Source organism: Prochlorococcus sp. MIT 1307 (assembly GCF_034092395.1).
Classification (GTDB): Bacteria; Cyanobacteriota; Cyanobacteriia; order PCC-6307; family Cyanobiaceae; genus AG-363-K07.
The window spans coordinates 113,782-138,187 of record NZ_CP139301.1; the positions used below are offsets into that span (position 1 = coordinate 113,782).

A 24,406-nucleotide genomic window follows, 5' to 3' on the forward strand; every position below is an offset into this window, starting at 1 on the left:
AGAAAGCCTCCTGCGCAGAAAAGAGGCTTTCTTGTTAAGACTGATTGATCCCCCATCACCCGGCCACGAAAAGTTAGTGGGTGTCAAGATCAAAGGGGGACAGTCGTAACACTAGATATAGATTTGACTTAACCTGTCTTTAACTTCAGACACCAGTTGTAGTAGGACTTGATTTTCTGTTGAATTCCGCTTAGAAAATAAGCTCCCCATCACCTAGGTCCTGCGCGTTTCGCAAGGGCCTTTTTTATTGTCTAGGCCTCAGCACCTTCCAGTTAATGAAAGTGAGACCTGTCAGGCTGACCACCACATAGATTCAATCATCAAAGGGCGCCCAAAACATTTTTAGCTCTGGTGAATATCCGTCAGTGTTCGTTAATCCTGCATTGGTAAGAAATCCTGTTCCACTGCATTGCCCCTGCCCTCTACTCGATCAATTGAGTCAATAGATTTCATTACATAATTCCTGACATAAATCGCACGTTTTTCTCGACGTTGCTCTTGAACTTTCATGTGACGCAATGTACGAGACAACTCATTCCTGCGCACTCGCCTCCATTGATGCAACAGTTGGTCCCGAAGCGTTCGGTGCCGACGACTCATCAATAAGATTGCATTCTGAGTCCATATTATTCTGAATTTTCTTGTTCAGTTCCTTTTGCTGTAACAACAGTTTGTTGTGTCTCTATCTCTGCCTGGTCAATCGCTATTGCACGCTTTGCACCACCTTGATTAGTCGAGGAGCAATCACGAACTAACAGATCACGATTCATCTATTCGCAGGTCGGACAAACGAAAGCTTGAAATAGTTGACAAATGCACACTGGAGTAGCTAGTACAGATGTACTGCCAGGAAAACATGGCTCCAGCTTCCTCTCCTTATGCCGTTTTTCGTGCGTCTGACTGGAGTCCTGTGGTAGCAGAACCTATTGGACTCGGTCAATGCCTACGTATCCAACCCAAAAAGTACTATCCCCAAAGAGATATTCAGAAGAAAAGCAATGGGAATACCTTGGGGAAGGTTCCCCCAAAAAGTTACGTTCAGCTTGCGTTTGCCTGATATGCCAACACTTCAATTATGTAGGCGACAAGCATTGTCATACTCTTCTCACTTGCCAAGTCAACCAACGACTCATCCCATATGGCGAGCATCTGACTTCACGGTGTCCTCTTTGGATGCCGCGACACGAGAAAGAGATTGGTTGGTGTCCCGAGGCGGCTTAACACTATGAACCCTGAAGGATGGCTTGCTGATCCAAAAGGTATGTGGCTACTGCTCTTTCATAAAGATCCGATGTCTTGGCAGCGATGGCCCAAGTTCTACATGGACAAGTGGAGTGTCACTCCTGTTGGCACTCCTTGCACCTTAAAAAGCAGAAGGAAAGTCGAGTTAGAACCTGCCTTAGAGACGTGGAATGAACTTATTCAAAACGGTTGGAGGAAAGTTAATGACGAATTTGGAGAAGCAGCATGACTAAAGAAGAGCTTGCAATTCACATCACTAGAGCCATGTATAAAGATCGTCGCAATCTTGAGAGCTTCAATGCTTATCAAGCCATCAAGAGCTATTTTCTAGATCTAGAGATGGCTGACTTGATAGGTATAGCCAGTCAATACGGCATCTATGTATCTTAGTTTGAAGGCTTTGATTAACCGCTAATCAGGTCCTATATATCTGTACTAAATAGGCATTGATTGACCAAAGTCTCATGTTCTGCTAGGTGTGGAAGGTAGGAATTCTCACCCTAATGTCTCAGTTAAAGATCAGTGTAAGCGCCAAGGCAGATGCCATGATCGCTCAACTTCAAAAGGAAATTTTCAACAGAAGACGTAAGAAAATCACAGCTGAGGGTGTGGTTGAGTCTTTGGTTGAAAGTGGTGCAAAGTCTCAGTCAGACAAGCGTTTCGCTGCTTCTTGGAAGAACCTCATTAAGGACATCGAGAAGGCTGCAAAAGCTTCTGAGGTTCATGGCAACAAGCCAGCTAATATCAGTGCTGATGAGTGGGCGTTGATTATTTCTCACCGTACTCGTAAAGGAACAACCGCTAAAAAGCCTGCTGCGAAAAAGGCAACAGTGAAGAAGGTTGCCACTAGAAAGCCTGCTGCGAAAAAAGCAGTGTCAAAAAAAGCAGCCCCTAAAGCAGCAGCCAAACCAGCAACTAAACCAGCCGCAGGTAGACCTGCCAGACGTGCAAGAAAAGCAAGGAAGGCAGCACCAGCAGCAGCTTAGGAAATCCCTTAAGTCAGATCCGTAAAAGCGGCTAGAGAGGTGCAATGCCCCTCCCTGACTATTTTGAGAATGGATAATGAAATAGCATTGTCGAGATTGTTTTGATGCCTACGATCCAGAAAGAGGTGATCTTGCACATGGCATATCCCCTGGGACCAAAGTTGAGGAGCTTCCTGCAACTTTGGTGTGCCTTATTTTGTTGCAAAAAAAAGACGATTCAAAGGGATATTGGGTATGGCTAGACTAAATAAAGGCTTTTGGCTTTGGTGTGAGTTTTCTTCTGTAGACACTGAGTACATAATTGAGATTCAAAATAAAGTCCAAAACGAGCTTAGAGGTCCAGAATTCAAAATCCATTTGACCTTGGCTGGTCCATTCGATCAGATCACTCATTCCTCAATCGATGGAATAAGAACCTATTGCAGTCAAAAATCTCCAATTGAGGTCAAACTCTTTAAGTACGACTATCAGGAGAAGTTCTTTCAATCATTTTTTATTGCTGTACTTCAATCAAAAGAATTAGATGGTCTGAGAAATGCAATGTTTAAAATTAATAATCAAAAGCCAACGTATCCCTACTTACCTCATATAAGCCTGGCATATGGCAATTATAAAAAGACAGTCAAAGAGAATTTAATTGCTTCGCTTCCTTGCCTAAACAATTCTATTGACATTGACAAGGTTTCTATTGTTGAGATAGGTGAGGACATAAACCTTTGGAAAGTATCAGAGCGTTTTTCTTTCAGTACTGCGGCTCTCGTTTGAAAGCAATAATTGTTCATGATTTGGTAGCCCAAGGATATTCACGGCAATAAGCTTGGTCATAGTGGACCCTTTGCCATTGTCCTTGAGCTCCATCAATATCAAGCTGATGTGTTCTTACTGAATAGGTGTTTCTAAAGCTATAAATGCCAATGTGTTTAATCTTCGACTCTATCTATATAGGTCAATGATTTTTTGACGTATTCGATCTTCTTCTTAGTGGAACGAAGACTGCTTTTTATTCCAACCTGCGAACACGCTGCCCTAGGCGCATAATTGAATCAGGGATGTTTCCTAAGGGGGTTAGGAGGACCGTAATAAATTAAGCAGAACTGAAACAAGCAAACTAATTGCAACACAACTAACTATTGGGAAATAAAAAGTTGAGTGTTCTCCCTTCAAAATTATGTCTCCTGGCAGTTGTCCTACACCCAATTGCCTTAAGTAAGGGTATAGAACACCTATAGCCGCAATTCCAAGTCCAAGAGTGATTAGCAGTTTTTGCATTATTTATTTCCTAAGAATCTTTTGAACAGCCAAACCAAATATGTAGTGGATTCTGCGAAAAGAAGCAGAGCAACTGTTCAAGGAACTGATTGACAGATTCTACTATTGACATTCATCCCATTTTACAGACTTTCTGAAGATGAATTATGCCACTCTAGCTGCAGTGTGTCTCTACGCATAAAGAGAAGCGGTATCGCTTTATTTGCTTAAAATATTTTTTTGATTTCGAAACCTCAATGGCTGATAAAGATCAAATTCTTTTAATCCTTGAGGAGTTTGCATCCAAGGATCGGATGGGTTCTTTCTTGATCGATAACACAACACCAGACTTTTTATTTATTCGCCCAAGTGGCAACCCAATAGATGCAAAAGGATTTGCAGAGATGTGGTCTTCAGGGGATCTTGTCTTAGAAACTGCTGAAATCACTAAGGTTCATAAATTTGATTTCTTGTGTGACGACGTTGCTATGTGCGTATTCACTATGGGATCAAAATTTACTTATAAAGGAATGCCTAATAGTGACCTGCCAACAGTAACGTCAATTTTCAAGAGGGTTGATGGTTCTTGGAAAATCAAGTGGATGCAAAGGTCAACTGGTCAATCAGATATGTCTTTGTGGAATTAAGAAATTACTAGTTGCAAAAACTAATGGTTTAATCTCACTCCTTTGGGTTGCAATTTGCACTTAAAAAAGAGATTGATACATCTGTGGGTTTTTACCACATTCTAGTGGTACTAACCGAAATGAGTGATAATGACCGAATAATTTTCTTCGGTTTACAACCTTTTCGTTCTCACCTGTCAGGTTCAAAGTAGTCGTGTAACTCGCACAGGTAATCATGTACACATCTCTATTCAATACTTTGATTGCTGACTCTTTCTTGTCACCTATGAGGACTGTTTATGTTGTTTCTGATAGCCAACTTGAGGAGTTCAGATGTAACCAACGTCAACAGGAACTCGACGATCTCGAAGTGTCCCGAAAAAGACTAGAGGAGACTTATCACTCACGCATCAAAATTATTGATGAAAGAGAGCATGAGCTTCTAGAAGAGCTGAAAGCGTTAGCGCCAGGAGAAAAAAAAACTGAACTCACTGCTGAAGAAACTGAAAAGTGTGCTGTTAAGGCTTAATCCTTTCGACTAACTTAGTGATGGGGATCACTAAGGACGTATTTGTGGGCCTTAACTGGCCCCTCTTTAAGGGGCATGCGCTTCCATTCGCTTTTTCTTCAGGTTTGAGCTAGTTCCAAATTATTAAACTACATCTACTACAAGCCCAACTCTGACCGGCATAACCATTTTTATCTGGAGGCTCAGATCTTCATTCAAGACAGTGATATTTGGGTTTGTTCCAAGCTTCTTCGGTCGGCCATGCTTAAAGGGTATCCATTCTTCTGCAAACAATTTGAATAAGCTTGTTATTTGGAGAAAAGCTTCTCGAGTTTCTTTTTGATTTCGTCAGTTTGATTTTGATTGAGGAGAACCTTTTCATTCTTTTCATCTTTAATGGTCATGCTTATCCACCAAAACTGAAGACCTAGGAAAACAATTCCGACAACAATAAGAGCTACATATCCTCCGTTGATGTTTCCCACAGGCCCTCCTTCTCTTGGTAAACTTAGGCACTCTAAGATGTCTTTCTGCAGAAATGGCTGTTTTGGACAGGTTCTATATAGAAGTTCGCTCCAATTTATTAAGGCTCGGAGTTATGGATGGTTAGGTGTAAAAAACTTGCTTGGCCTAAGGATGATCAGATGCTGCCTGCCATTGCTAAGACTATCAAAAGTGGTAGACTTCAATAAGTCAAGCTGTCCTATTTGGCCGACCTAATAGAAAACCTCTTGGTAATTTAAGAAGATATTCATCAATAATCTTCTATTTATAGAAGTAGCAATTGTGAGTCTAGTAGCCTGCTAGGGGTCCTTATAAATGCTAAATGTGATTTAATTGTTCTAGATAGATTTGGCAGCCACAAGACGCTACAAAAGACTCAAGAAACGATGAACTAAACTTTAAAGAATAGCCACCTTAGGTATAAATTAGTCTCAATCTAACAGGTAGCTATGATATTCGTCATGGCTCCAGAAGTTATCTCATAGATTTAACAAGATATTGCCATAACTCAAGCCAGTAGTAGGGCCAATAATTAAGCGTTTTTTTTCAGGAGGAGCAGCTGTAGTGGGACACGCCCCCGGCGTTGAAGAATTTCTTGGGTTTTTGGCGGTTGTACTTTGTATCCATCTCCGATGATTGTTCATCGTAGGGATTGCTGAACATAGCCTGTAACTCCATAATGAGGCTGTAATCACCTTGTTCGGCCTTCTTGTAAGCGGGCTCGACCAGCCATTCGCGCCAGGTGTATTTGGGGTTGCTGCGTTTCATCGCTGCGGATGTCACGCTGACGTCACCACAGCTGATGATGCGATCCCGCCATCGTTGCAGCCATCTCTCCCACTGGGTATCAACTTGTTCTGAGCTGGGCTGGTAGAAGCTTTCTTTTAAGTCCTTAAGCTGGTCTGGAATGTGAGACAGTTTTCGAAAAAAGATTGTGTAGTCTACCTTGGAGAGAACTAAGAGCTGTAGCAGTTCATTCATCAGAGTTGTGTCATAGCTGATCAGTCCGAGCTTCTTTGCCCACATAGCCTCGAGCTCTTGATTCATGGCTTCGGCGAATTCGTCTCGGATTTTGTCCAGCCTTATCAGTGCCTTTTTGTTGTCGGCGAGCAAAGGTCGGATGGCTACCCAAAACATATGATAATTGGATTCGGCCGCAACTGGTTGGTTGAAGAATGAGAAATGGTCGCCGCCTCCTGTCCAAGGCTGAAATCTGGGATCGAATAGTTCGCAAAATCCGAAAGGACCGTAGTCAAGGGTGAAGCCACCCGCTGCACAGTTGTCACTGTTGAAATTGCCTTGGCAGTACCCAACTCGCATCCAGTTAGCCACCAGTGATGTGATCCGTTTGCGAAACAGGTAGGCTAGTTCGACCACTTGATCGGTGAAGGTAAGAGTTGGATCAATCACTTTCTTGTAGTTTCGCTCGATCAAATGCTTCACGATCATCTTCAGCTCGATCTCAGCATCCTGATGCGAATTGCTGCGTGCTCGACGGGCAAACAGCTCAATCTGGCCGACACGAAGAAAGGATGGTGCTACGCGTGTTGTGATTGCCGTAGGGCTTTCCACCAGGATGTCGGGATTAATGGATGTGGAGCCCTGGGCGTACCAGGGCCTGCGCACTGTTTCGGATCGGGACACATACAGCGTCAGAGATCGTGAGGTCGGAACTCCCAGGGCATGCATGTAATCCTGCGCAAGAAACTCCCTTACGCTGGATCGGAGTACGGCACGTCCATCGGCGCCACGGCAGTACGGTGTCGGGCCTCCTCCTTTTAGTTGCATCTCCCAGCGTCTACCGTTGAAGAGGCCTTCGAACACGGAAATTGCCCGGCCATCGCCGTAGCCGTTGCCGGTTCCAAATGGACACTGCTCTATGTATTCAGTGCCGTAGATCGTGAGGGCATAACCAGTAGCCCAACCAAAGGGACGCATTGGCGCCTTCGCCACGCTGATGTCGCCTGAAAACAGACGGCGAAATTGTTCTTCTAGGGCAAGCTCATGACTTAGTCCTAGTTCGTTGAATAATGCTTTACTGTGTGCGATGTATTCCGGCGCCGGAATGGCAGTGGGAGTTACCGGTACGTAATGACCGGAGAACACTTGTCGGGGTTGGTGATCGTCGCCATCGCTAGTTGCATGAGGATCCACCTGGAGTGAATCCATGAGCGAATAGTCGGCTCGTTGTGAAAACTCAGCGAAAGTTTTTGTTGTGGGCGATTCGAATGCGCTCGATGTAGCTGGCATGGGGGCGCTCGTCATTTACCTCCAAGGTTTTGGGCTTCCTGGACATGGTTCTGTAGCTGGGGTCATAATCGACCTTTTTTTTATTATCGACTAAAGAGACAATCTAAGTGAGTGAGTAGTGGAGGCCAACTAACAATAAAAACCGAGGGTTTACTTCCTATTCAGTACTAGTCTCACCTCTTCATGAGATAGGTCTCAGCAGAAGTCTCTTAGTTCTCTCCATTTGTTCAAACCAAGTTCAAAGTTTTCAATCCCATCAGTAGAACCATTGATCTTCATCGCTTTAATAAGCGATTCAGTTGCTTCAATTCCGTATTTACTAGCCTTTCGTTGGGTTGTGCAGCTAATAGCTTCATCCCCTTCCTTCAAAGCTCGCTCAGCATCTCGTAGATACTGGGTTGCTAATTCTCTTTTTTCATTCCACTCCTGCATATAAGACTCAAAGTCCTCAGCAAATGCCGCCCCATCTTGAATGGTGATCAATAAGAAGATGAGAGAAATAGCAAGGAGAAGTTTCATTTCTCGAGCCTAGGAGAAGGATCATAAGCTGCCAAGACCAGGCAAAAACATAACCCCTCACCAGTGCGATTGTACTACTATTATTTTGTGTCTTTATCTGGCTCTCCATTTCTTCTTTGAGGGCTAAGGATTGGATGACTCAATCTTCTTTTATTGGATTAGGTCAATACGTAAGGATCAGGAGAGAAGTGAGTTGCCTCCAAAATGCTTCAACTCAGAAGAAGAATGGGAGCACCTCTAATATGGAGCCCTCAAAAATTTTCGTTCAGCTTGCGTTTGTATAACATGCAATCACTTCAGCTATTGCTGTAACAAGCATTGCCAGATTCTTCTCATCTGTCATGCAGGCAACGACTCATTTCACATGGCGAGCAATCTGACTTCACGGTGTTCGCTTGGGATACAGCGACGAGAGAAAGCGATTAATTGGTCTTCCGAGGTGGTGTGACATTAGAATCCTGAAGATTGGTCTTGGTTACTGCTGTCTCATGAAAATCAAATAACTTGGGACCGATGACTAAAGTTGTATAGGGAGTCATGTAGTGCCACTCTGTTGTATTTATGCGATTTCTCAATCAGAGGAAAAGTTGTGGAAGAGCCTGCTTTAAACATTTGCAATGATTAACTTATTCAAGGATGTTGGAGCAGAGTTGATGATCAAATTGAAGGAGCTATATGACTCAAGAGAAGTTTGCACATTGTATTGCTAATGCCATGTATAAAGAACGGCAAAATATTCAGAGCGTCAACTCTTATCAACCGATTAAGAGCTAGTTCTAGATCTTGAGATGGCTGACTTAATAGATATAGCAAGTCAATACGGCATCAAGACACCTTTGTGGGGGGGGATTGAATTACCGCTAACTTGGCTCCATACACCTGTACTAAATAGCTATTAATTGACCAAAGTCTCAAATTCTGCTAGGTGTAGAAGGTAGGAATACATGATCAAATGTCTCAATTAAAGATCAATGTGAGCGCGAAGGCCGATGCCATGATCGCTCAACTTCAGAAGGAAATTTTTAATAGGAGACGTAAAAAGATCACTGCTGAAGGTGTAGTGGAGTCTTTAGTTGAAAGCGGTGCAAAGTCACAATCAGACAAACGATTCGCAGCTTCTTGGAAGAACCTAATTAAGGATATTGAGAAGGCCGCTAAGGCTTCTGAAGTGCATGGCAATAAGCCACCTAACATTAGTGCTGATGAATGGGCTTTGATTATTTCTCATCGCACACGCAAAGGATCAGCTACAAAAAAGTCAACTACTAAGAAAGTTGCTACCAAAAAGACGACAGAAAAGAAAGCTGCCGCTAAAAAAGCAGCTCCTAAGAAAGCAGCTCCTAAGAAAGCTGCCGCTAAGAAAGCAGCTCCTAAGAAAGCTGCCGCTAAGAAAGCAGCTCCCAAGAGAGTTACTCCTAAGGCAACTGCCAAGCCATCTGCTGGAAGACCTGCAAGACGTGCAAGAAAGGCAAGAAAGGCTCCAGTAGTATCAATAGCGGACTAGGGATTAAATAACTAAAAAAGACCAATCACAAGTGACTGGACCTTTTTGTACTAGCCATGAAAAAAATTCGCTTGATTTCTATGTATAAGGCTGTATGAGGCGATCGATGGCACGTCTTTTCAGCACAATTGGCGTGGCAAACTACATAACTTAACTGATGGGTGTAAAATCAAAAAAAAACATAAGGCTGCTCACAGAAAACCCTTAGAAAATCGCTGCTAACAAGTAAACTGCATAAGACTTAATCGATTCTTGGAAGGTGTTTCTGTCGATCAAACATGGATAGTGGCTAATGTTATGGCTGAATTGTCTATAGACAAATCTCTACTGACTTTGCATTCGATTAGGACATGACTTCATGAAAAAACTGTTTGCCTGGCATAAGTCACTTGTAGAAAGGGCCCAGAAACAAATGGGAATATCCAACTATTCTTTGTATTGGTTTGGTTTCTTTGAAGGGACTCTAGTTATGTGGTTCGTTATGAAACTTGCCTCTTCTTTTTCGGGTAGATCTGCTGAACTTCCTTTTTAACTACATTGCCATTTGTTTTTTGATAGTAATAATGGTTGCCGCTCCACCTTTTAATTCGTTGATGGCTTCTTTAGGCTTCCTAAAAGCAAGGAACTAAGTCTCATGGCATGATCAAACCTACAAACCTACAAACCTACAGCTATAAAATTAGATAAAGGTCAGGCCTGGAGATCTTGAACATTTATTGCTGGATTATATTTTTTCACTTTGAATGGTTGCTTTTATTCTGCGCCTAAATCATTGAGATAATTTCTAGTTGCTCTACCTGTTAGTGGATTCTTTACTATTGCCTCAAAGTCTTAGTGTATTAATGCAAGTAAGTTTGATAGTGACTCTTAGTTGCTCTGTCTAGGTGTCGATGCAGTAGTTGCTTTTAATTATAGCCACTCCTAATTCGAGATATATACAAGTTCAGCGAAAACAGCCAGGTTATTAAGACCACCTTGAACAAAAACCAAAAAAAGCCAAATAGCCTTGATCCTTGTTAATGCTATTTAGGCAAAAAAAGAGACCCTTGCGAAGTGCATTGGGCCTGGGTGATGGGGAACCTCTTTTCTAAGCGGGATTCAATAAAAAATCAAGTCCTCCTACAGCTAGTGTCTGAGGTTACAGATAGATCAATTCAGATCTATCCCTAGTGTTCTGGCTGTCTTGTTCCTCCTTGACGCTTACTGATGTTTCTTCTTGTTTGAGATGTTATGACTTTGATTCTTTCAATGATTTCCAATATTCACCAATAACATCAGCACTCTGAACATAAGAGGCAGCGTGACCATGTGGAACTTGAGAGACAACCTCAAATACCTTTAAATCAAAAGAATTAGGGTGACTGATGCTCAAAAAGCTTAAATGAGTGAATTCGTTCAGACCGACTAGAAAAATCGGCAGTAAAAGTAATGATATCAATTTCGAGAAGAAAGCTATACCTTGGCGCATTTCCAAGAAGTCGTTAGCTTTAGAAAAACTTTTATGTCGATGAATGGCAGGCTTATTTTGTCGACTGCCAACTTTGCTTATGAACTTGATTTCTAGGGTGATTGCAGTCAGTGTGGTTGCAATATTTGTAATTTCTGCCTTCGCAGGATTATTTGGGACTCTTCTAACTAATTAGAAACTGATGAAATACCAATGCCGAGATTGTGTTTATGCCTACTACCCAGAGAGAGGTGATCCAGCAAATGGGATACCACCTAAAACTAAATTTGAAGAATTACCGGAGAACTGGCTATGTCCTGTGTGCGGTGCTAGGAAAGCGAGGTTCAAAATTATATAAATTTAACGCATATCTTTTTGCTTCTTACCAGTTATTATTACCATCCCTTTTTGCTATAAGGAGCTTAATAATTGCATATAGATGATTTTGCAATTGGACAAAATCACAGTTTTTGTGTAAATGATAGAAGTAATTACAGTTAAAAACTAGGCTTTGTAAGCTTAGCTTGCAAGAAAACAATGATAGAGCAGATTTTTAAGCACAAAAAATGTCTATAGAACCAATTTGAACAAAGGAACTGCACATTAAGAATCAACCTCTATTGATAATGTCTCGTCTCTCCACAGCTTGGGCAATCTTTCAAGGGCTATTACTAGAGGCTTTGCCTTTTTTATTGATTGGAGTTGCTATTGCCGGGTTGTCTAGATGGCTTGCTCCTCAGGCTGCTTGGATAAGACGCATTCCTCGACAGCCTTTGTTGGCACCAGTTATTGGGGCACTATTAGGATTTGCTTTGCCAGCTTGTGAATGCGGAAATGTTCCCGTTGCACGACGCCTATTGGCTAATGGAGCTCCTTTGGGGACGGGATTGGGATTTTTATTTGCGGCACCTGTTCTGAATCCGATTGTTCTAGTAAGCACGTGGGTTGCATTTCCCGATAAACCTTGGCTGTTGTTGGCACGGCCTCTATCTGCATTCTTGATAGCGCTTGCACTCTCAGTAGTGCTCACGAAAATCCCTGAAGCCAAGCTCTTGGATCCTGCGCTATTGACAGAACGTCGTCTTAACCAGCCTCTAGGTATTGCTGGGCTTCTTGAACGAAGTAGTGGAATGTTAAATGCAACTCCTCGATACCAAGAGTACCGGCCTTTCTCAGAACGACTCAATCCTGTTCAGATTTTGCTCAAAAGCACTAATGAATTTCTTGATCTTTTGGCATTACTTATTCTGGGTTGTGCCATAGCAGCTGCTGTTCAGAGTGGGTTGCCGCGCAGTTGGCTCCTTTCAGTTGGATCGTCTCCGACACTTTCAATACTTGCACTGATGTTATTAGCGCTTGTTGTATCAGTCTGTTCAAGTGTTGATGCTTTTCTAGCTCTTGGTTTTTCTGCTCAGGTAACCCCTGGTGCACTTCTGGCGTTTTTGTTGCTTGGCCCTGTAATAGATCTGAAGTTGGCAGGTTTGTTGACTGTCCTTTTGAGGCCTAGAGCCATCGTTATAACCTTTTTACTTGCTTCAATCTTTGTACTCCTGGTTGGGCAGTGGGTGAATCTATGGCTACTTTAATTGGCCCAATTCTTTTGGGCCTTTGGGGATGGTTAATGCTATGGAGTACCTGGTCAGGTCGCCTTGCCCTGCTTTTGCGAGGCGTGTTCCATCCTGTGGTCGGTGTGACAGGGATGCTATTAATCATGCTGGCGGTAATTCTGCTGTTTCCACGCTTTCGGCAAAATCGAAAGAGAATTCCTCTGGCCTGGTCTTTGAGCTCTCTTCTGGCCATCTTTTCTTTGTTGTTTCCTCCAGATCCTTCCTTTAGTGAGTTAGCCGCTAATCGTCCTGGCAGTAACTTTTATCAATCACCTCGCCTTACTTTTTACTTGCCCCCTGAGCAGCGTACGTTGATGGAATGGGTTTTTATTTTGAACAGTCAACCCGATCCCTATTTACATAATGGTGCACCTGTCCGGATCAAGGGCTTTGTTTTGGATAGATCTGATGAAACGCCAATGATAGCTAGGTTGATGGTTAGATGTTGCCTTGCTGATGCGACTCCTGTTGGTTTGCATGTGCAGTGGCCTGAAGGTGTTGTTCCTAAGAAAGATGAGTGGTTAGAAATTGAAGGCATCATGGCTGTTCATGAGTTGAACGGAAATCTTTTCAATGTGGTTCAACCCAAAGATATCCGCAATATTCCACGTCCGAAGAACCCACTAGAACTATGAGTCATCAAGAAAAACAAATTATTCCTTTCTCTGTTGTTACAACACTAGTGATAACAGGCTTGCTAGCGATTGTTCAACAACAAATATTGTTTAATAGACCTCCAAAATTACGTGAGATAGGTATTCAACAAATTCGTTCTGGGACTGTTGCTTTGGATGTTCGTTTTAGTCGTTCAATGCGAGTTAGTTCAATTAGAGAACATAGCAGAATCTATCCAAAGCTTCAGCACCAATGGTTAGGCATGGGCAGACATGTACGCCTATTGATAAATAGTGATCACTCAATTAGGCAGCCATTGAGATTGGAAATAGGAGGTTTAGATAATCGAGGACTAAAGCTGGAGAGTAATAGATGGTGGTGGGATCCAAGACCTTATCTACTAGCAGTAGTTCTAGTACCAGGCGGCGAACAGCTTCAAATGCGTCTCTTTGATGGCAGTTGGGTTCCCTTAAGTCCAACATGGCCCAAGATAAGCCAATTGGAACCACTTGGTAATGGGCGCGGTGTGGCATTTGTGAGTATTGACAAAGAATGGCGCCACCAGGTTTGGGTGAGAAGCCTCACTCAAAACGCTATTCGGGCTAATCGCACTCAGCTTAAGTCTCCGTTCTTAGGACCTTTGAATTTACTTACTTCTGATCCAAAAGTATTTGCGCTACTTAGTAGCAATCAACATGGAGAGTTGCTGGTTCAGGTAGGAGGGGAGGATCCAGGCAGTGATCAAATCTGGGTGCAGAACGAGAAGGGAAATAAGAGAACTTTAGACCTAAATGCCACCGGACAAATCCGACTTATTCCCGACGGAAGTGGCCTGGTGATGCCTTCATTTAATGGTATTGAGTTAGTACCACTCTCGCAAGATGGTAAACCCACTTCTCATCAAGTATTACCTGGTGATCGCAATCTGAAAGCCTTCTGTAGTGGATCTGGCCGAGCTGTGGTAACAAATGTCTTACCTGATTACCGAGAGTCTGTTGAGTTGCTAATTCCAGGAGTAGCACCCAAGCAACTATGGATTTCTGATAAGGGTATTGTGATGGCAGCTGGTTGTGATAATAGAGGTCAGAGAATATTAGTAGTCGTTCGTAAATATACGTCCCGGTTAATTGATGAGGCCCTTTTGCTTGATAGTGATGGAAAAATTCTTAAGCGACGTATTCTCACTCCTTTGTCGCTTCTACACGGTTCAATTCTTGATTACGATCCAGTTGGTGATCAGTTCTTACTTGTTCTCTTGATTGAGAGCAGCAATTTCTTAAGGCCTGCTTTGATTCAAGCTAGTGATCTATCAATAAAAACTTTTGACAAAAAGATAAAAGCGACACGTTGGCTACATGCAGGAGCAACAGTCAAAGCCCCATAGCATCGCTCATAATGGTAGTTGAAACTAAAAGAATGATAATTCATGACTATCTCTCCATATTTTCGTGCTGTAGCGTTACAAGAGTTACGATCTAAAAATTATAACTACTAGGGTTAGTGGTATAAAGAAGGCTCTCTTTGGCTTTTAGCTAGTTATTGTTCTGTGCTTTTTCTTAAGGTTTAGTGACCACGCAGAAGTCTGCTTTTTTCCTTCCAAGAATTAGTTGCTAATGCATCTTGTAACTCTAGCTCTCTTAGGAGTAATCGTCCTTCATTACGGACTATTCTCATGGCAACCCAAGCAAGTCCCATCCCAGTGATTGCAGGTACTCCTCTGGTAATCCATTTGGTAGCGAGTTTATTCATTTTTCTGTTGAAGTAAAGCTAATTCTATAAGTATCAAACCTCTATCTAACAACAGATAGCCTGGTATGGCTATCTTAGATTTCAAGCTGAAAGAAGAAAAATTCTCTAGTCCAGGTGTCTTGATGAATAGGAAGATTCCTTTCTAGATTAGATGAATTGTTCGCTTGTTAGGAATGAAGCTATCTCTAGAAGAAAGAGGAAAGAATCCTATGAATCATTATGATTTGAATCTTCTTGCTTATGTTATTAAATAAGGAAATTCTAGATCTTGGATTGAACTAGCAATTTTGTATGTCAAAAAGATCAATGCAGCAGCAGTAATTTGATACACAGTTACTATTTCTTTATTGCTTAATGCATATTTAATTTTATTGACTTTGAGTTGGAGGATCTCTTTATATCTTTTGCATTGATCAAGGGTGTGAGAGTCAATTATTTTTTAATCTCAGTATTTGAATTCTTTTAATAGTTAGGAATACAACTGCCTTGCACAGCACTTTAACTGGATACCGCCTCTTCTTGGTTGGCTATTAAATACAAGTCGGACTTGGGATAGGACTGGCATAAAAGGACAAAGCCCTTTTCTCTTAAATCAGTTTTTAATCCCATCGCTTCTTCCATCGCGATGGAACCTTCTTTTAAAAGGGCAGCACAACTGCAGCACATTCCTACAAGACAAGAACTAGGCAATGAAATACTGGCCTCTTCTGCTGCCTCTAAAACTGTCTGATCGGCTTTACAAATGAAGCTTCGTCGCAAAGAATTAATCTCAATATTGATAGTAAAGTTAGCATTGCTAGTAGTAATGTCTTTCATTTGAAAAAATAGAGAACTAATCAGTATTTTATTTACAGCCTAGTCACTAATTCTTTTATATAACCAAAGTAAGTTATAAAAGGTCACCGTAAAGCTAATCAAACCTTTGGTTTTTTCTGTTTTTAAAAGGAGTCGGAACTCTTGTGGTCCTAGTATATTTTTCCTTGACTCCAAAATCAAAATGATTACAAGTATTACCGTTGCTTGGACTGGTGGGGTATTGATTGTTATATCTTCATTTTCATTTGTCAGAGTACTGCAATTAAAAATTCAGGGTTGGAATCGTGAGAGGCTTTCACCACTTCCCTTAGAAGGTTTTTATTCAATTACAAGTTGGGTTGGAATACTGGCAGGACTAACTATTATGTTTACTGGAGTTTTGGAAACATTTACCTTTTCTCCTTTAAAGTCTCTCATTGCATCATTAATTTTAGCTTTCACAACAGGACTTCCAATGTGGGGCGTGGTCAAGTCGTTATTGGAAGATGTCGAATCTGGAACGTTAAAGCCAATGGAGCCTGGTCAATTTTAATGTTAAGAGTTCTCTTTCGCGAATCTTGTGAAATCAATTTATATCAGCCTATTTTACCGATAAATAACAATCTCCTTTGGCGTCATTTTTTTCAAGTGGTATAGAAAATCTTTGCTTTCGAAATCTTAAAAGCATTGAGGGATGACTAATTCAAAAACTATAAGAGTCAACCTTATCGCTCATTTAAATCTGGTTGGTTAAGAATCGCTTTGTTAATTGCAACTGTGGGTAGTTAAACTTCTTCTGCTCAAGAAAAATCTGAAAATATTTTAAACAGTTTCTGCTTTATGCAATTTACATTCATGTTCAATAATCTCCCCACTTGGAATACGCTGTGCAAATCTGGGATTGTCTTCATGTAAGCCCTGTTCATTGTCTTGATAACTCCAGAGCCATTTTCTATCCGTAAAGCTGATCTCTCCTTTCTGGAATGAGACTGGCAGCATTAGGCTGATATTTTTCCAGTCGAGTACAACAAATGCTCCTTGATCAATTTTCTCCAGATCCGTAGTAAGGGCAAAATCACCATTCAAATTATTCCTGATTGTCACGGTAAGTAATTCACCATCGCAATCAAAGCTACTGGATGGAGTAATGGTGATAATAAGACTTAGTAGCAGAGGAAGAATATTCACAATTTTGCTGACGACTAAACAAATTAGCATTAGTTGTTGTTTGATTGCCTGAGAACACTAAGTCAGAGCTTCAAACCTTCCAATACTTTATGAACTAAGACCTGATCTTATTTTGGAGATCGTACTTTTCTAGCATCAGAGTCGAGGTCTCTGGATAGGCATCTTCTTTGAAAGAGCACAATCATCCAAGCCCCATGTAAGTGATGGACTTAAAATATTACAGGGCAAATAACTAAATAAAATTTCTTCCTTTGATGCTATAACTAGATGAAATTTTAATAGGCCTTTAAAAGCCTATGCTCGTTTTAACTAATTTGCATACCTTTTTTCAATATGGATAAATTCATAAGGGGAACCCTTGCTGTTTGTCTTGGACTAGTCTTAATCCTTCAGCTTTGTGCAAATACAGTCAATGCAGCTACTCCCATTATGTATGAAGGGGAAGAGGAGAAACAACAATTAGAGATTCCTCAAGGTAGTGAAAAAATTAATATTGATGATCTTTTGGGGCCAGAAGTAGACTTTCCTTTTAGGCCAGAAAACCATCGCGATAATTCAAACCCAATAGGGCGCATAGGCCCTATTAATGACGCAAACTTATAATCAAAAATAAATTTTGCAAAGCTTGAGTGATTCTAAAATTAGTAATTGAGAAGGAGCCTGTTAAGGGGTATTGGATAATAATTTCCACAATTACCAATCCTGTGATAATTACTGATGGTGTTGGAAGCAAAGGGGCGGAAAGGTCTTGCTCTCTTTAGTTGATTGAGCTGTTCTCGCTAAAGATCTTGATACAGTAGGCAAAGAAAGGACAGAATGATGAAATTTGTCAGTTAAATGTGAATTCTCTTCTATTAGTGCAGAAGCCGATGCCTATGAATTAGATGAGTATATGGTAATAGCTAAGATTGGAAAGATGTTACTCAGAGTGCTACTTTTACAATGATGTAAGGCATCAGAAAATCTGACCATCTGAGAAGAGCTCTATGGGTAGGCCAAAGAAGCTTCACTTTCTAAAACGTTTTAGAGATTTGATTTCGATGCTTATCAGTAAAGGAAAAGAGGCTGAGCAAATAAAAGCTAGTAAAAAATGGGACTCTATTGTTGAGGAACTAAGAAATAGGAAATAAAAAGCACTTTAATATTAAGTTAACCGAAGAGAGACGTAGATACTTCCTTCACTTGATCTGATTTAACTGAACTGGGATTTGATTTGATTGACAAGGCTACTGGGGCTCCTAACTTCCTCGGCATGCTGAGCAGTTCTTTCTGTTGGTGGTGGTTACTTGTAGCCATAGGAGTTGCTTTATGCCTCCTATGGTTTGCGGCTGGCTTTTAGCTATATCTTTCTTTGCTTTTTGAGATCTTTTAATCTTTTTACTTTAGGGGGGCAAAGTGAATGTCTGTGGTTATGACTTTTGCTATTTGGAATTCGTGGCTATTTGATCTTGCAATTAGAAGGGACGAATAATGCATATTGCCACAATATATCGAGTATTGATGTCTCACACGAATGTAAGCTGAACATCTTTTTGTAAAGGAAGTTTTTGATTTTTTGAATTAGCCTTCTGATTATTCACTTTTCTTTGGTGGTATTTTTAGGTTAGATTTGTAGAAATTGGCATATCTCAATAGGAGAGGCAAATGAAGTAACCCATTCGTCAGTTTGAAAGACTGCGTAGGGAGAGGCAGAGATGACCTATACACTTAGTGGTATACCCCTACTGGCAGGAGGGCCTAAGCGTGTCAATTTTTGAATTTGTTAATAACTGAATGGAGTCTTTTGGGCTATATGTCTTCTCCTTTGTCGGGTCTCATGCATATATAGCATTTTTTATTTTGCACAAAGAAAAGAAAGGTTAGTCATCTTGGGATTGGGTCACAAGGCCTTTTATTGCTTCAAATATAACTCTTAAAATCAGCACTCCCAAAGCTATTACTCCTGCTGATAAGGCAAGGCTAAGAAGCAGTGGACCTAATTCATGAATAGGATTACTTTCCATTGCATCATTTATAGATATGCAAATAGATTACCTCCTTAACCAAGTTCTTATTAAGTTGGAAGTAACTTAATATCGTGTTGAGTGCAAAAACCCTCATCTCTTAGGTTAAAGTTAAGAAAGAATTTTTGTACATATGAATATGGCTCTTTTAAAATGGTTGAGTTGAGCGAACTAGATACTTCGTAGAAATTGTTCATATGATAAAAATCTTTGATGGCACCCTAGGAACCAGGAATGATTGCTTTTAAGCTCCTATTTTTAGAAGTTGTTTTAGTGCTTCTAGGATTTCTTTTGATGTTGGCCCTACAGCGTGGAAAAGATAAAACACCTCTTGTTGGGGGGCTGATTAATAAACAAAAACTAAATAAAGATTTTACAAGTCTTCCTAGCCTTAAAAAGCTTTTAGAACTCGAGGTTTTAGCTAGGAAGGATGGAAGCGGAATCGAATATGACTCCTTAATTGGTATTTGGAAATTTGTTTCTGTTTGGAAACAAGGAACAGATGAACAAGATTCAATTTCTAGTTCATTGCTTCGTCTTTTCTCTGCGAGTTTGGAACTCAGAAAATATCAAACTAATAACGAACTACACAGATTTGATGTTAGTAATTCAATTCAGTTTGGAGTTTTAAAAATCAGATTTTTTGGTTCTGGTGAATTAGAGGGACCTCAACCACTATTGCTTTTTTATTTTGAATGTATAGAGCTTAGATTAGGAGAAAGTGTTTTATTTAGTAGATCGATTGAAATACAAGGTAAAAACAAGAGGCCTTTCTTTGCTCTAATTCGTCTAGATGAGAGTGAAAAATGGCTAGCGGCAAGAGGAAGAGGTGGTGGTCTAGCTCTTTGGTTAAAACAATCATCTCATTCTTGATAGCTATCTATATAGGACCTTGTCGCAGTGTTTCGCTATCTCACATGAGCATGGTTCAACAACCTCTCAACCAGAGAGCAATGCAGAGCCAGATTGGAAGACTCGATAGGCTGCTAGGACGATTCTTCTGTATTTACGCTATTGCTAAAAATCATATTTTTCTGCTTTATTTCGTATGACCAAATAGACGTGAATCCTTTTAGGTCAAAATTTAGATGCCGGTATTTCACGATGTCGAGTTGGAGACCCATTTTCTGGAACATGAGGTCGAAAGGTCGGATCCTTCTAGGACTGATCTTTTGGAAATGATGATCTTGCCCTTAGCAGAAATTGTTACCTCTAAGTTATTTGACTCTGATTTTTATTGGATTTGGTGTCTTTTAAGGCCCTAGCAAGAATCAGTTGCTATAGCTATTGAAGTACTCCAGTATTTCTCATGCCTATTACAACAGCTACCAAAACAACTGGTTTTATCAGGCTTGGAAAGTTCGCCACAAGTAAACTTATTCAAAACTTGGGCTCAAATCAGGAGCAATACAAATTTGTTGGGAATTTAAGAAACGTACATGGTAGGGATTAGTCAAAAAACATATGAAAAACTATGGATGGAAGGATCTCTTCGTTGATCTAGCAATAATTGGGGTGGTTTTTGGCTTAGTGCTTTTAGTTGTTGGCTCATTTCCAGAAACTTTTGGGAGGATTCTTCCTTTTTTGAAATAGGTCTGATAATTAAGACTGCTTAAGGTATAAAAGGCTCAACCTTCCCCTCAATCGAAAAAAATGAAGGGCTGATTAAATAGAAAATAAAATGTAATTTTCAATTGTTAATTTAAAACTGCAGTAAGAAAATAAGCAGCTTTTAGGGTCTGGTTTGTATGTGTTTATTAAGTTTACTTTAAGTAGAACAATGAGTGGCAAGGTATAAAAGTAATAAAAGGATGCCAAAAAGGATTATCCTCTTAGTACTAGATCATTCTTTTTTAATGAATAGGTTGTTCAGTTTGGGTGTCTTTGAATTTATTAATAATTGTCCTTATTCTCGTCATCAATGGGCCTAATACTAAAGCTCTAAAAGCAGAGCCCCAGAGGTTAATGCGAGGCTAAGAAGAGCTTCTAGAACAAGAGAGGCATATTAAGAAAATTCTGTTAATACTATATCAAAATACTTCTTATTGATGGCAATTAAATGGAATAAATCTAGATTTCAATAAATTATCTTGTATTAAATAGGAGATTGTAAGCAAAAGATATGGTTAGTTAATTAGAAAACTAATTTTCTTGGAACACCTTTAATAAATAAAGAAACACGTCTTGCGATAAGAAGAAGAGGAAATAAAAGATTAGTTCTTTGATTGGAAGAAAAAGTAGTAGAAAGAATTTTCAATAAAGGTCCTGAAGGGTCTTTTATTTGAGAACAGATAGTATTAATAGCACTTGCTCCTTGCAAAATTTCATTATTCCTGATCAAAATCGCTCCTTTTTGGTCCATGTCATACCCAACAGGGAGCTCTGGAGGGTTTTCTCTTGCATTTTTGATTTGAATATTGGATAGGTTGCTTTTCAGTTCAAGTAGCTCTGCAAAGTGATTGCAGAATGGACATTGCCCATCGTAAATAAAAACAAATTTAGATTCCATTGGCAACAATGACTTGGTCCTTATCCTAGTTTGTAAGTGTTTGGGGAATTATAAAAGAATAGAAATGTGAAAAATTCTACAACAAAAAATTACTGATTCAATTTGAAGAATAGCATGTTTAGATTATTAGGAATAGAGACTTTATTCCAAAGTATCTCTAGAATTACATTATTTGTTTGAGGAATTTGTTGGGTATTTCTAATAAATAAAAAGTTCACATGCCTTTGACTTAAAGCTTTAAATATATATTGAAGGATCTTACTATAGTTCAAATATTAGATGATATTTCGTTTTGAATTGATAATTGTTTGTAAGCTGCATATCTCTGCATTTGCTGATCTAATGAAAACAGACAAGTTTTAACGCTTTTTAATTCACGCTCTAAATAACTTCGTCTCGATTGCAAAATCCCAAACCTTCTCTTCATTTCTTGCTGACGCCTATCTGGCTGACCATCTTTTTGTGAGTACTTCGAAGAATATAAGACCATAGAATCTGTGTTTTTACTTTTTGTGTTTTGAGCTTTCATTAAGATCTCCGATAGTTATTTGTGGATGGGTTGTATTCCAACCCTCTTAAAGATTTGAAGAATCTCCTTCGTTATGTGATGAGCTCCATACCTGGTGTAACCAATGATGGGATACTTTGTAAATCAGTCTTTACGCTCGAGTGTTTACGCCCAAGTCTTTATGCCTCAGTGTTTATCCTGCCGCATTTACTCCTAGTACCAACAATTTTTATGCTAATTCAATGTAAGACCAAGCCTTAGTAAAGAGTTGATAATATATTTTTTTGTATTTGCTTTGCCTTCAGCTTGTCTGATGAGAATCCATCTTTTAGCTTGATGTGTATCTAAAAAGCTAATAACTTAATTTCTTAGAAGATTATTTTATTGCCTATGTGTTTGCCTTGATGTTATTTGGACCTTTAGATTTATTTTTTCCTGTGTATGGATTTCATCCTAATGGGTTTTCTTCTTTTATGAAAAAACCGTTCTTTCTTATTAGTAAGCCGTGATTATTCATAATTCCTCTTTGTGGAAGTGTAATTAGATCCTTGATTTGTCTAGTATTGCTAGGACAGCATTAAACATAATTAAAGACTCCAATTCCTACCCAGCCTCTTCTCCTTGGTCTGCCTCCATAGACCCAGAAATTTCTTTCCCTATTCAGCCTTTTGAGAAGCTTTTACAAGACTTGGGTTGGTCTGAACCGTTGAAATGGTTGACCCATTGGCTTAATCGTGGTGGTACAAATATTGCATCCTCTGATTGGCCTAGGGGAATCAGATCAGATTGGGTCTGGGGATTAGGTTTGCCTTTACTCTCAGAGGTTGAACGTTTTTTAACAACTACAACTGAATATGTTTTGATAGGAATCTCTGGGTTACCAGGATGCGGGAAGACTAGTCTTGGGCATTGGCTTGAAGCCTCAGCAAGAAAGATGAATTGGCCAATTGCAGTCATCTCACTAGACGACTTTTATTTGCCAGCTGAGGATATGGTGAAGGCCATGAAGGGAAATCCGTGGAAGGTACCAAGGGGTCTTCCTGGAAGCCATTCCATAGAATTAATCGAAAGCACTATCGATAATTGGAGAAAAGATGGAAATTTGGTTGCGCCTCAATTTGATAAAGCACTTAGGAATGGACTTGGTGATCGTTCTGGTTGGAGAAGAGCTAATCCAAAGGTTCTTATTATCGAGGGTTGGTTTTTAGGGTGCCCTGTAATTAGTCAGTTTTCAGAGGATATAGAGATTAATAATGACTTCTTAGCAAAAATTTCCAAGAATGAAATAGAGTATAGACAAAGAGTCCAAGAGGCCTTGGCTAAGTATCAACCAATATGGAATAGATTTAATAGATTATGGCATCTAAAGGCTAGTCAATATAATTCTATTGCTAGTTGGAAAACCCAGCAAGAAAAAAATATGCTAAAGGAAAGAGGAACTTCTTTGCAGGGCCAATCATTAGATTTATTTATTCGGATGATACAGACATCCCTTCCCTACCAAAGCTTGTTATCAATAAACTCTAATGTCGTTGCTAGAGTTGATTCAACACGCAAAGTCGCTTGGGTCGGTCGAAAAATAGATGAACCCAAGGATTATTTATACGGGCTCTAAAGATATCAATATCATATCTGAAGAAAAAGAAAACAATCCTATGAAGGACTTTTAGAGAAGCTTTTTGAATTATGTAGGTAGTGTCAACAAGAGCTACCACCACATAAGATAGTAGAGCTTCTATTGGATTATGCAGAGGGATTAATGGATAACGATTTTGTATGGTCTGTGAACATCATGATTGTAATTCTTATGGTAGGTGTTATTTGGGGGGTTTACTACATCTTTAGTTACGACTCACAGCATTCCGATTGAATATTCACCTGCTTTTCACGATCATTTGACTTCCCTAGTGCTCAGGTGGATAGTTATTAGAGACATTATCTATATATTTTTTAGCTGACATACACTATATTTTATATACGGCAATTAATAAAATTCGATTATTAATTGCTATACCAACTTATCTCTATCATTACGTTTTCTTCCTTTTGCTAGGTCTATTTGGTCAATAGATCTGAATACATAGTTTCTTACATAAGCTTTTTTTCTTGTCACTTCTCTTGTTTTTTCATGTGCCTCAAGGTGTGAGCTAACTCATTTCTTTTTACGCGCCTCCATTGATGAATCAGCTTGTCACGGTATTTTGGGTAATGGCTAGTCAGGAAGTATTGCTGTAGGCTTCATATAGGCTGTTCTATTAATCCTCTATACATATCGAAAAGATTAGATGGCTGAATCACTACAGAAAGCCTTTTTTGGGGTAATGGCTCTTAGTTTGGCGGCTATTGCAGTTGAGTTAGTCCCAGTTTCACGTCAATCGGAGGCATGGAATCGATGTTTGGATACAACTAGTCGCTTCCTTTCGACGCTACATAAACTTCAAGACACTGGAGAAGTAGGCAGAGAAGCAATAGCTGTCAATATTTGCAATGGAGCTGTTCATTACAACAAGAGCAACAAGTAATTATATGGCACTAAATATTAATGAAGGTATTTCAGGTATCTTCTTGTTAACTGGACCACTATCTTTGAGTTGACAT

The 24,406-nt window shown here is 39.9% G+C and carries 31 protein-coding genes and 1 pseudogene; 19 read left to right on the forward strand and 13 right to left on the reverse strand.

The window, feature by feature from the left end:
• Positions 1-372: 372 nt before the first annotated feature.
• Positions 373-600, reverse strand: coding sequence for a hypothetical protein (locus tag SOI82_RS00670; protein ID WP_320667481.1), 228 nt, complete (start codon positions 598-600; stop codon positions 373-375).
• Between the two features lie 26 nt (positions 601-626).
• Complete coding sequence (locus SOI82_RS00675; RefSeq protein WP_320667482.1) at positions 627-770, reverse strand: hypothetical protein; 144 nt, start codon at positions 768-770, stop codon at positions 627-629.
• An 86-nt stretch (positions 771-856) separates the two neighbouring features.
• Between SOI82_RS00675 and SOI82_RS00680 the strand changes: the two genes are divergently transcribed.
• The 7 genes and pseudogenes from SOI82_RS00680 to SOI82_RS00710 all read left to right on the forward strand — a co-directional run bounded on the left by SOI82_RS00680 (position 857) and on the right by SOI82_RS00710 (position 2,993).
• On the forward strand, positions 857-1,057 hold the full coding sequence (locus tag SOI82_RS00680; RefSeq protein ID WP_320667483.1) for a hypothetical protein: 201 nt from the start codon (positions 857-859) through the stop codon (positions 1,055-1,057).
• Position 1,058: 1 nt separating this feature from the next.
• Positions 1,059-1,229, forward strand: coding sequence for a hypothetical protein (locus SOI82_RS00685; RefSeq protein WP_320667484.1), 171 nt, complete (start codon positions 1,059-1,061; stop codon positions 1,227-1,229).
• The gene (locus SOI82_RS00690; protein ID WP_320667485.1) at positions 1,226-1,471 is read left to right on the forward strand and encodes a DUF1651 domain-containing protein; all 246 of its coding nucleotides are present in this window, start codon (positions 1,226-1,228) and stop codon (positions 1,469-1,471) included. The genes SOI82_RS00685 and SOI82_RS00690 overlap by 4 nt, the downstream gene beginning before the upstream one ends.
• Positions 1,468-1,632 carry a hypothetical protein gene (locus SOI82_RS00695; protein WP_320667486.1) on the forward strand — a complete coding sequence of 55 codons (165 nt, stop codon included), beginning with the start codon at positions 1,468-1,470 and terminating at the stop codon, positions 1,630-1,632. The genes SOI82_RS00690 and SOI82_RS00695 overlap by 4 nt, the downstream gene beginning before the upstream one ends.
• 113 nt (positions 1,633-1,745) lie before the next feature.
• Complete coding sequence (locus SOI82_RS00700; protein WP_320667487.1) at positions 1,746-2,228, forward strand: hypothetical protein; 483 nt, start codon at positions 1,746-1,748, stop codon at positions 2,226-2,228.
• A 100-nt stretch (positions 2,229-2,328) separates the two neighbouring features.
• Positions 2,329-2,475, forward strand: a pseudogene (locus tag SOI82_RS00705) (rubredoxin); the annotation flags it as partial.
• Entirely contained in the window at positions 2,463-2,993 is a 531-nt protein-coding gene (locus SOI82_RS00710) for a 2'-5' RNA ligase family protein (protein WP_320667488.1), read from the forward strand. The pseudogene SOI82_RS00705 and the gene SOI82_RS00710, both read left to right, overlap by 13 nt.
• 300 nt (positions 2,994-3,293) lie before the next feature.
• Here the strand turns inward: SOI82_RS00710 and SOI82_RS00715 are convergent, their stop codons facing one another.
• Positions 3,294-3,497 (reverse strand): DUF2905 domain-containing protein, encoded by a 204-nt coding sequence (locus SOI82_RS00715; protein ID WP_320667489.1) that lies wholly within the window; start codon positions 3,495-3,497, stop codon positions 3,294-3,296.
• A gap of 236 nt (positions 3,498-3,733) precedes the next feature.
• Here SOI82_RS00715 and SOI82_RS00720 point away from each other — a divergent pair, with 236 nt between their 5' ends.
• Both SOI82_RS00720 and SOI82_RS00725 read left to right on the forward strand, forming a co-directional pair.
• Positions 3,734-4,123: a DUF3804 family protein gene (locus SOI82_RS00720; protein WP_320667490.1), complete on the forward strand. Its 390-nt coding sequence runs from the start codon at positions 3,734-3,736 to the stop codon at positions 4,121-4,123.
• A gap of 214 nt (positions 4,124-4,337) precedes the next feature.
• Positions 4,338-4,631, forward strand: a complete 294-nt coding sequence (locus SOI82_RS00725; RefSeq protein WP_320667491.1) for a hypothetical protein — start codon at positions 4,338-4,340, stop codon at positions 4,629-4,631.
• Positions 4,632-4,918: 287 nt separating this feature from the next.
• Here the strand turns inward: SOI82_RS00725 and SOI82_RS00730 are convergent, their stop codons facing one another.
• The 3 genes from SOI82_RS00730 to SOI82_RS00740 form a co-directional block, all read right to left on the reverse strand.
• Positions 4,919-5,095 (reverse strand): hypothetical protein, encoded by a 177-nt coding sequence (locus tag SOI82_RS00730; protein ID WP_320667492.1) that lies wholly within the window; start codon positions 5,093-5,095, stop codon positions 4,919-4,921.
• A 565-nt stretch (positions 5,096-5,660) separates the two neighbouring features.
• A complete protein-coding gene (locus SOI82_RS00735; protein WP_414153514.1) occupies positions 5,661-7,379 on the reverse strand; it encodes a protein adenylyltransferase SelO in 1,719 nt (572 codons plus the stop codon).
• 180 nt (positions 7,380-7,559) lie between these two features.
• On the reverse strand, positions 7,560-7,883 hold the full coding sequence (locus SOI82_RS00740; protein WP_320667493.1) for a hypothetical protein: 324 nt from the start codon (positions 7,881-7,883) through the stop codon (positions 7,560-7,562).
• 952 nt (positions 7,884-8,835) lie between these two features.
• Between SOI82_RS00740 and SOI82_RS00745 the strand changes: the two genes are divergently transcribed.
• Entirely contained in the window at positions 8,836-9,387 is a 552-nt protein-coding gene (locus SOI82_RS00745) for a hypothetical protein (RefSeq protein WP_320667494.1), read from the forward strand.
• A 1,228-nt stretch (positions 9,388-10,615) separates the two neighbouring features.
• On the opposite strand, the gene SOI82_RS00750 is transcribed toward SOI82_RS00745, so the two are convergent.
• Entirely contained in the window at positions 10,616-10,861 is a 246-nt protein-coding gene (locus SOI82_RS00750) for a hypothetical protein (protein WP_320667495.1), read from the reverse strand.
• 175 nt (positions 10,862-11,036) lie between these two features.
• On the opposite strand from SOI82_RS00750, the gene SOI82_RS00755 reads away from it, so the two are divergent.
• The 4 genes from SOI82_RS00755 to SOI82_RS00770 all read left to right on the forward strand — a co-directional run bounded on the left by SOI82_RS00755 (position 11,037) and on the right by SOI82_RS00770 (position 14,440).
• Positions 11,037-11,192 carry a rubredoxin gene (locus tag SOI82_RS00755; protein WP_320667496.1) on the forward strand — a complete coding sequence of 52 codons (156 nt, stop codon included), beginning with the start codon at positions 11,037-11,039 and terminating at the stop codon, positions 11,190-11,192.
• Positions 11,193-11,460: 268 nt separating this feature from the next.
• Entirely contained in the window at positions 11,461-12,420 is a 960-nt protein-coding gene (locus SOI82_RS00760) for a permease (protein ID WP_320667497.1), read from the forward strand.
• On the forward strand, positions 12,408-13,076 hold the full coding sequence (locus SOI82_RS00765) for a TIGR03943 family putative permease subunit (protein ID WP_320667498.1): 669 nt from the start codon (positions 12,408-12,410) through the stop codon (positions 13,074-13,076). Before SOI82_RS00760 ends, SOI82_RS00765 begins: the two co-directional genes overlap by 13 nt.
• Positions 13,073-14,440 carry a hypothetical protein gene (locus SOI82_RS00770; RefSeq protein ID WP_320667499.1) on the forward strand — a complete coding sequence of 456 codons (1,368 nt, stop codon included), beginning with the start codon at positions 13,073-13,075 and terminating at the stop codon, positions 14,438-14,440. Before SOI82_RS00765 ends, SOI82_RS00770 begins: the two co-directional genes overlap by 4 nt.
• 179 nt (positions 14,441-14,619) lie before the next feature.
• Here SOI82_RS00770 and SOI82_RS00775 read toward each other — a convergent pair whose 3' ends face one another.
• Positions 14,620-14,805: a hypothetical protein gene (locus SOI82_RS00775; RefSeq protein ID WP_320667500.1), complete on the reverse strand. Its 186-nt coding sequence runs from the start codon at positions 14,803-14,805 to the stop codon at positions 14,620-14,622.
• Positions 14,806-15,303: 498 nt separating this feature from the next.
• Positions 15,304-15,621 carry a 2Fe-2S iron-sulfur cluster-binding protein gene (locus tag SOI82_RS00780; RefSeq protein WP_320667501.1) on the reverse strand — a complete coding sequence of 106 codons (318 nt, stop codon included), beginning with the start codon at positions 15,619-15,621 and terminating at the stop codon, positions 15,304-15,306.
• Between the two features lie 181 nt (positions 15,622-15,802).
• On the opposite strand from SOI82_RS00780, the gene SOI82_RS00785 reads away from it, so the two are divergent.
• Positions 15,803-16,153 (forward strand): hypothetical protein, encoded by a 351-nt coding sequence (locus SOI82_RS00785; protein ID WP_320667502.1) that lies wholly within the window; start codon positions 15,803-15,805, stop codon positions 16,151-16,153.
• Positions 16,154-16,422: 269 nt separating this feature from the next.
• Here SOI82_RS00785 and SOI82_RS00790 read toward each other — a convergent pair whose 3' ends face one another.
• The gene (locus tag SOI82_RS00790) at positions 16,423-16,788 is read right to left on the reverse strand and encodes a hypothetical protein (RefSeq protein ID WP_320667503.1); all 366 of its coding nucleotides are present in this window, start codon (positions 16,786-16,788) and stop codon (positions 16,423-16,425) included.
• A 333-nt stretch (positions 16,789-17,121) separates the two neighbouring features.
• Between SOI82_RS00790 and SOI82_RS00795 the strand changes: the two genes are divergently transcribed.
• Positions 17,122-17,391, forward strand: coding sequence for a hypothetical protein (locus tag SOI82_RS00795; protein WP_320667504.1), 270 nt, complete (start codon positions 17,122-17,124; stop codon positions 17,389-17,391).
• A 1,256-nt stretch (positions 17,392-18,647) separates the two neighbouring features.
• Here SOI82_RS00795 and SOI82_RS00800 read toward each other — a convergent pair.
• On the reverse strand, positions 18,648-18,791 hold the full coding sequence (locus tag SOI82_RS00800; protein ID WP_320667505.1) for a hypothetical protein: 144 nt from the start codon (positions 18,789-18,791) through the stop codon (positions 18,648-18,650).
• 234 nt (positions 18,792-19,025) lie between these two features.
• Here SOI82_RS00800 and SOI82_RS00805 point away from each other — a divergent pair, with 234 nt between their 5' ends.
• Entirely contained in the window at positions 19,026-19,664 is a 639-nt protein-coding gene (locus tag SOI82_RS00805) for a hypothetical protein (RefSeq protein WP_320667506.1), read from the forward strand.
• Between the two features lie 1,261 nt (positions 19,665-20,925).
• Here SOI82_RS00805 and SOI82_RS00810 read toward each other — a convergent pair.
• Complete coding sequence (locus SOI82_RS00810) at positions 20,926-21,300, reverse strand: DCC1-like thiol-disulfide oxidoreductase family protein (protein ID WP_320667507.1); 375 nt, start codon at positions 21,298-21,300, stop codon at positions 20,926-20,928.
• A gap of 268 nt (positions 21,301-21,568) precedes the next feature.
• A complete protein-coding gene (locus tag SOI82_RS00815; protein WP_320667508.1) occupies positions 21,569-21,829 on the reverse strand; it encodes a lactate dehydrogenase in 261 nt (86 codons plus the stop codon).
• A 532-nt stretch (positions 21,830-22,361) separates the two neighbouring features.
• Between SOI82_RS00815 and SOI82_RS00820 the strand changes: the two genes are divergently transcribed.
• On the forward strand, positions 22,362-23,423 hold the full coding sequence (locus SOI82_RS00820; protein ID WP_320667509.1) for a uridine kinase: 1,062 nt from the start codon (positions 22,362-22,364) through the stop codon (positions 23,421-23,423).
• Positions 23,424-24,093: 670 nt separating this feature from the next.
• Complete coding sequence (locus tag SOI82_RS00825) at positions 24,094-24,330, forward strand: hypothetical protein (RefSeq protein WP_320667510.1); 237 nt, start codon at positions 24,094-24,096, stop codon at positions 24,328-24,330.
• Positions 24,331-24,406: the final 76 nt, after the last annotated feature.